Here is a 6979-nt window from a genome sequence, read left to right as displayed (position 1 = left end):
ATCGAGATGATCCGCGAGTCGGTGGATTTCTGGGCCCCTCATATCGACAGCGGTCGCGACAGTCTCAAGCCCCGGACCTGAGCGAATACGTCGCCCGAAAGCCGGCTTCGGCCGCAAAAGTATCGAAGGAGAAGAAGAATGGCCCCATATTGGGTCGGCACGAGCTGGAAGATGAACAAGACGCTGTCGGAGGCGTTGCAGTTCGCCGATGCGCTGGCGGCCTTTGTGCCCGATTTCGATCTGGCAATACAGCCCTTCGTCATTCCGCCGTTCACCGCAGCGCGCCAGGTCAAGGCCGCGCTGGCCAACACCCGCGTCAAGATCGGTGCCCAGAACATGCATTGGGCCGATGCTGGCGCCTGGACGGGGGAGATCTCGCCGGTGATGTTGAAAGATTGCGGGCTGGATGTGATCGAACTCGGCCATAGCGAGCGCCGCGAGCATTTCGGCGAGGCCGATGCGACTGTGGGACTAAAAACGGCGGCCGCTGTCAGGCACGGTTTCGTGCCGCTGATCTGCGTCGGCGAGACGCTGGCTGAGCGTGAATCAGGCCGCGCCGAGGCGGTGCTGACGGCACAGGTTCTCGGCGCGCTGCAAGAGCTGAGCGGCGATCAACTGAAGGCGGAAATCCTCTTTGCCTACGAGCCCGTCTGGGCAATCGGCGAGAAGGGCATTCCCGCAAGCGCCGACTATGCCGACAGGCAGCAACAGCTGATCAAGAAGGTTGCCGCCGACCGGCTGCCGATTGCTCCACCTGTGCTTTATGGTGGCAGCGTCAATCCAGGCAACGCGGCCGAACTCATCGGCCAGCCGCATATCGATGGCCTGTTCATCGGCCGCTCGGCGTGGCAAGCGGAAGGCTATATCGACATTCTGAAAAAGGCGTCGGCCGCCATCGCGCGCTGACTGCCAAAAGACCTAGCAAAGGAGCTCATCATCATGAAGATCGCACTCGGAGCCGACAGCGCCGGCAAGCCGCTGCTCGACGTCATCGCCAAGCATCTCGCCACCAAGCCGGAACTGCAGGTCGTCGACCTAAGCCAGGCCGGATTCTACGCCGATATCGCCGCCTCGGTCGGCCACGAAATTCTCGACGGCAATTACGACCGGGCCATCCTGTTTTGCGGCACCGGCATCGGCGTCAGCATCTCCGCCAACAAGGTCCCGGGCATTCGCGCCGCATTGACCCACGACACCTATTCCGCCGAGCGCGCCGCCAAGTCCAACAACGCCCAGATCATCACCATGGGCGCCCGCGTCATCGGTCCCGAACTAGCGAAATCGATCGCCGACGCATGGTTGGCCTCGGAGTTCGATCCGAATGGCCCCTCCGCCACAAACGTGCAGGCCATCGACAAGCTCGACGCCAAGCGCTGAAAGACGCGGGGAACCCGTTACTGAGTTAACTGGTCAAGGCGACCCGCATCGCCTCGATCACGGTAACGGCGGACGCTGCGCCCGGGTCCATGTGGCCAAGCGAGCGTTCGCCGAGGCGCGATGCCCGGCCTTTCGTGGCGACCATCGACTTAGTCGCCTCCGCGCCTGCGTTTGCCGCTTGTGCAGCAGCTTCGAGACTGCCCGCCAGATCCTTGCCGGAGGTCAGCGCTTCGCCCGCTGCCTGCGCAGCCGGCGCCCATGCATCGATCATCGTCTTTTCGCCAGGCTCGGCCTTGCCGCGATCCTGAATGCCCTTGGCCATAGCCTGGAACAGGGCGACCACGTCCGAATCGTCGAGCGTCGTCTTGCCCTTGACGGCTGCCGCGCCCCGCATGAACGCGGTCGCATAGAGCGGCCCGGAGGAAGCGCCGACGGCATTCAGGAACGATTTGGCAGCGGTGTTCAGCAAGGTGGTCGGGTCGGTTGCCTCTGCATCCAGTGCGGCGACGGCATCGCGTGCAGCGGAAAATCCAAGCTCCATCGCGATGCCGTGGTCGGCGTCGCCGATAACCCCGTCAAGCGCGCACAGTCGGTCCCGGTCGGCGGACATGGCGGTTGCGATCGCCGCGAACATCGCGACAAGGTGGGCGGTGTCGATTGTCGTCATGTCTTAGTCCTTGCCACAGAAGTGGGTTTAGCCGGCGCGAAACATGGCGCAGTCGCAGGGGTGATCCAGCATCGTCTGCAACTCGCCGTCGAGTTGGTGCAGCGTGATCGATGCACCAGCCATTTCGAGCGAGGTGCAGTAATTGCCGACCCAGCTTGCGTGTATGGACACACCGATCTCATCGAGCCTCTGCTTCACGCGCCGGTTCATGATGTAGAGTTCCATCAGCGGCGTTGAGCCCAGCGAATTGACGAGCACCGCGACCTTGTCGCCGCGCGTAGGCGCCATCTCGTCGAGGATCCTGTCCAGCATCTCGTCGGTGATCTCGTCGGCTGTTTTCAACTTTTCGCGCGCGATGCCCGGCTCGCCATGGATGCCCATGCCGATCTCCATCTCGTCCGGCCCGATCTCGAAATTCGGCCGGCGGGTCTGCGGCAGCGAACAGGGCGACAGCGCCACGCCCATGGTGAAGGTGTGGTCGTTGGCCTTGCCGGCGATGCGCTCGCATTCGTCGAAGGACAGCATCCGGTCGCAGGCGGCACCGGCCGCCTTAAAGATGAAGAAATTGCCGGCGACGCCGCGCCTCTTGTGCCGCTGGTCGCGCGGTGCCGAGGCGACGTCGTCGGTGCTCAGCACCGTGCGCACCTCGATGTCGTCCATGGCGGCCATCTCGGCCGCCATGTCGAAATTCATCACGTCGCCGGCATAGTTGCCGTACATGAACAGCACGCCGGCGCCGCCGCTGACTGCCTTTGCGCATTCGAGGATCGGGTCCGGCGGTGGCGAGGCGAAGACATTGCCGATGGCCGCCGCATCGGCCAATCCCTTGCCGACGAAGCCAAGAAAGCTCGGCTCGTGGCCCGAGCCGCCGCCAATGACGAGGCCCACCTTGCCCTGGCGCGGTCCGTCGCAGGCGATGATGGAGCGTGGGCTACCCTCCACGCTTTTGAGATGGCGGGGATGGGCTGCCAGGATGCCTTCCAGCATCTCGTCGACGGCGCGGTTGCCGGCATTGATGATCTTCTTGGTCTGCACCCGGCATCCTCCCGATTTCGGCATTTTCGCAGATAATACCGGGTGTTACCGGGATTTCCACCCGGCAAGGAGCATTTCGTGCGCAGAGGTGTTCCCGCAGGCTATCACCTGGACGTAGGCGTTAGTTGTTTCAACCGCCGAGGCCGTCGCGGATGGCTGAGAAATAGCGATCGGTTCCGACCTGGCCGCCCTTGAGCGCGACCTCCAAGCCGTCGATCGCCTTGACGCGCGCGTGAGCAACGCAGAGCGGCGAACCCGGCGAAGCGGGCAGCGGCATGCGGATTGTCAGGGCATCGACACCCATCTCGCCCAGCGCGTGGCTCGACGTATCGCCGCCGGCAATGACCACGCGCCGCAGGCTCTGTTCGATCGTCAGGCTGCGAAGGATTTCTCCGAGTCCGCGGCCAAGCCTGTGGCGGGCGCCTTCCTGCCGGTCGATTTCGGCGCCCCTGTCGGCAGTGGGACCAAGCGCGGTGTAGAGGATGACGCTGCGCCCGGCTTGCAGACTGGCACGGCCGCTTGCCGTTGCGCGCGTGATCGACTGCTGCGAAGCCTCCGAAACCAGTTCGACCGGGTCGACCTCGATGCCGTCGAAACCGTCGGTCAGGGCATGCCGGATCTGCCGTTCCGTGGTCGGCGAGCAACTGCCCGACACGACGGCTATCCGCTCGGCTGCGCCCGGTGGCGTGAAGCCATGTCCGGCGCCGACAATGCCATTCGACGCCCATTCGGCCAGCAACGCATACTCGACCCCGGACGAGCCGACGACAAAAGAACCGCCGGGCTTGCGAACGCGCCACAGCTCCTTGCCGGCAAGGGCCTGGGTTTCCAGATTGTCGACATCGACAAGCACGATGCCGGTGCCGTTTCCGATCATGCGATCGAACGCCACCGACCGCGACGCCGACTGCAGCGTCGCAAGGTCGACCAGCCCCGAGCTCAGCGCCGTCTGCCGCGACAGATGGATCAGCAGGTCCGACTCATCCATCGGCGTCGTCGGGTGGCGGCTCATCACCGGGTGGCGGTCGATGCGGAAATATTGGTCGCGATAGGCGGCGAACAGGTGGCCGAAGGCGGTGTAGCGCTTGAGCTGCGGCGCGCCGACCAGCAGCGGCACGCTGGCTTGCGCGAACACCGAGCGGCCGATCTCGGTGGCCCGGCCGATGCTGCCGATCGTCGGGCTGGAATCGAAGGTCGAGCAGACCTTGTAGTGACAAATCTCGGCATTCAGTGTCTTCAGCCAGGCAAAGGCATCGCGCAGGTATGTGTCCATCCATCGCGGTGTCTCGCTGCGGCTGGTGCCGGCGAGGCCGATCGCCCGGCAATGGGCAAATCGTGAAAGCAAGGCATCGTCCGGCTGGCGCATGAACAGCACGGTCGGCACACCACCGAGCTCGAGCGCCTCCATCACATCGGTCGAGCCGGTCAGGTCGTCGCCGTAATAGCTGAGAAGCAGGTCCTGCATCGTCTCAGGCTGCCTTGCCGTCGCCGAATTTTTCGATCGACCGCGCCAGTTCGGGATGGTTCAGGGCGAAGTCCGCCAGCGGAATGCCGTCGACCGCCGCTTGCCAGGCCTGCTGCACGGCGCGCACACCGGCGCCCGGCCCGTCCGGATGGCTGACGATGCCGCCGCCGCAGAGATAGAGAAGATCGACGGTCCGTCCGGTCCGCGCATATGTCTCAGGAGCCTGGCCACCCCACTGGCCAGAGCCCGCCACCGGCAAGGCGCAGTCCTCGGGTGAAAAGATCGGTGTCGTCACCGCCTTGAACGATTCGACGAAAGAGTCGTCCGGCTCCCAGTATTTCGAGGCGATGCCGTTGATCTGGAACTGGTCGACGCCGAGCAGTCGCCAGAATTGCTGCCAGACCTTGAAGTCCATGCCTAGCCCGGGGTGCCGGGTGAGGATGTCCCAGCCGTTGCGGTGAGCATGCAGCACCAGACTGGAGCGCTTCCTCAGGAACGCCATGCCACCGAAGCCGATCGAATTGATGTTGATGACAGCGCAATTGCCGCCAGCCTTCGCCACCATATCGTGGTTGCGCATCATCTCATCGGGGTCGGCATGCGAGATGCCGAAGGCATACATCACCTTCTTGCCGGTCTTCTGCTCGTGGTCGAGGATCAGCGGCACGATCGCCTTCACTCGTTCCGACAGGGGCGAATAGGCCGGGCTCATCAGCTTCTCGTCGTCCTTGATGAAGTCGACACCGGCGGCGATCAGTTCCGCCACCATTGCGGCCGTCTCATGTGGCCGCAAGCCCAGCGCCGGCTTGACGATCGTGCCGATGATCGGACGGTCCATCACACCAGTCAGCCGGCGGCTGCCGGCGACACCGAACTGGGGGCCGGGATGCGCGCCGCGATACTCCTCCGGCAATTTCATGTCGACGATGCGAATCCCGGTGAGGCCCTTGATCGAATAGGTGCCACCGATGGCAATGGTCATCAGTGCCGAAAGGTCGGTGCCGATGGCATCGAATGGAAAGGCGATATCGATATCGGCGCGCCTGAACGGCCCGTTGCCGCTGTCGGGAAGCGACGGCCGCTCGGCATCGGCCAGAGGCCGTATCGCCAGCACGCGCGCCGCCACCCGGGCTTTCAGTTCCTCGGTCTCGCCGGGCAGCGCGACGAAGGTGCCGGTCGACTGATCGCTGGCGATCTTGGCCGCCAGCGCTTCGATGCTTCCAGGCGTTTCGATGCGGTAGGTGAGGGTTATCATGGTCCGCTGTCTCAAGCCGAGGCGTTCGAAAAAGGTTCACTGGTGTTTCAAATCTGGTATAATGAGTACATAAGTATTGCAAGCCATATCCGGCAGTCGGATCGACAGACGGCAATTCCGGGAATTGTGGCGGCAGTGTTAGATAGGGCCGGGTCAAGGGAGTGATTCGCGACGATGAACCGTTCGGAACCGATTGTCCGGCGCAAGCTTTCCGATGAGGTCTTCTTGCGGCTGAAACGCCTCATTACCAGCGGCGAATTGATGCCGGGCGACGACATGCCTTCGGAACGCGAACTGATGGAGCGTTTCGAGGTCGGCAGGCCGGCGATTCGCGAGGCGATGCAGGCGCTGAGCAATATGGGCCTGGTCGCGATCTCGCATGGCGAGCGCGCCAAGGTGCTGCAGCTGACCGCCAAGTCGATCATCAAGCAGGTCGATGGCGCCGCCAAGATCATCCTGTCGTCGTCGAAGGACACGCTGGAGCACCTGAAGACCGCGCGCATCTTCTTCGAGCGCGGCATGGTCAGGGAAGCCGCCGAAAAGGCCACCGCCGAGGATGTGCTGCGGCTCAGGGCCACCGTTGCCGAACAGCGCGGCTTTCGCGGCGATTCCGAAGCCTTCATCTCCGCCGACATGAAATTCCATACGCAGATCGCCGCGATCTCCGGTAACCCGATCTATGTTGCCGTCAGCGAGGCGATGCTGGGCTGGCTGAAGGAATACCACACCGAAATGCTGATCTGGACCGGCAAGGAAAAGTTCACGCTGACCGAGCACGAAGAGATCATCGGCCGCATCGAGAAGAAGGATGCCGATGGCGCCGAGAAGGCGATGATCAAGCATCTCGAACGCTCGCGCGCGCTCTATGTGATGAATTCCGAAAAGTAACTTCAGCCGAGCCGGGTGATCGCGTAAGGCGTCATCACGACCTGGCCTCGGTCAAAAGCTGAAATGTCGACCTGCACGTCTTCCGCCGTCAGGTTCGCCAGCCACGCGATTGTCTTGCCCGAGGCGGAGCGCCCGGCCAGCGCCAGCACCTTGGTTTCATCGCTCGTCCTTGCCGACACATGCGCAAGGCCGGCCAGCTCGCAAAGCCCCTTGATGGCCCCGAAGATCGGCCGGCGCGATCCTTCCGCGACGGGTTCTCCGGATGACGCCAGCACGCCGAACGGTCCGGTGA

At 63.6% G+C, this 6979-nt stretch carries 7 protein-coding genes and 1 pseudogene; 3 read left to right on the top strand and 5 right to left on the bottom strand.

Annotated features, from left to right (window positions below; translation table 11 throughout):
• Positions 1-138: 138 nt before the first annotated feature.
• Together EN893_RS12630 and EN893_RS12625 are read left to right on the top strand one after the other, a co-directional pair.
• Entirely contained in the window at positions 139-906 is a 768-nt protein-coding gene (locus tag EN893_RS12630; RefSeq protein WP_127269794.1) for a triose-phosphate isomerase, read from the top strand.
• A gap of 33 nt (positions 907-939) precedes the next feature.
• A complete protein-coding gene (locus tag EN893_RS12625; protein ID WP_013533067.1) occupies positions 940-1377 on the top strand; it encodes an RpiB/LacA/LacB family sugar-phosphate isomerase in 438 nt (145 codons plus the stop codon).
• 25 nt (positions 1378-1402) lie between these two features.
• Here the strand turns inward: EN893_RS12625 and dhaL are convergent, their stop codons facing one another.
• The 4 genes from dhaL to oiaX all read right to left on the bottom strand — a co-directional run bounded on the left by dhaL (position 1403) and on the right by oiaX (position 5799).
• Entirely contained in the window at positions 1403-2044 is a 642-nt protein-coding gene (dhaL, locus tag EN893_RS12620; protein ID WP_127269792.1) for a dihydroxyacetone kinase subunit DhaL, read from the bottom strand.
• A 27-nt stretch (positions 2045-2071) separates the two neighbouring features.
• Entirely contained in the window at positions 2072-3079 is a 1008-nt protein-coding gene (locus tag EN893_RS12615; protein WP_127269790.1) for a dihydroxyacetone kinase subunit DhaK, read from the bottom strand.
• A gap of 130 nt (positions 3080-3209) precedes the next feature.
• A complete protein-coding gene (locus tag EN893_RS12610; protein WP_127269788.1) occupies positions 3210-4544 on the bottom strand; it encodes a four-carbon acid sugar kinase family protein in 1335 nt (444 codons plus the stop codon).
• A 4-nt stretch (positions 4545-4548) separates the two neighbouring features.
• Positions 4549-5799, bottom strand: a complete 1251-nt coding sequence (gene oiaX / locus EN893_RS12605; protein ID WP_127268636.1) for a 3-oxo-isoapionate-4-phosphate decarboxylase OiaX — start codon at positions 5797-5799, stop codon at positions 4549-4551.
• Positions 5800-5973: 174 nt separating this feature from the next.
• On the opposite strand from oiaX, the gene EN893_RS12600 reads away from it, so the two are divergent.
• Positions 5974-6687, top strand: a complete 714-nt coding sequence (locus EN893_RS12600) for a transcriptional regulator NanR (RefSeq protein ID WP_063167520.1) — start codon at positions 5974-5976, stop codon at positions 6685-6687.
• 2 nt (positions 6688-6689) lie between these two features.
• On the opposite strand, the pseudogene EN893_RS12595 reads toward EN893_RS12600, so the two are convergent.
• Positions 6690-6979: pseudogene (locus EN893_RS12595) on the bottom strand (hypothetical protein); the annotation flags it as partial.

Source organism: Mesorhizobium sp. M7A.F.Ca.CA.004.04.2.1 (assembly GCF_004022825.1).
In the GTDB taxonomy this organism is placed as follows: Bacteria; Pseudomonadota; Alphaproteobacteria; order Rhizobiales; family Rhizobiaceae; genus Mesorhizobium.
The sequence above is the reverse complement of the archived record's forward strand: the minus strand, read 5'-3'. Positions and strand labels throughout refer to the sequence as shown.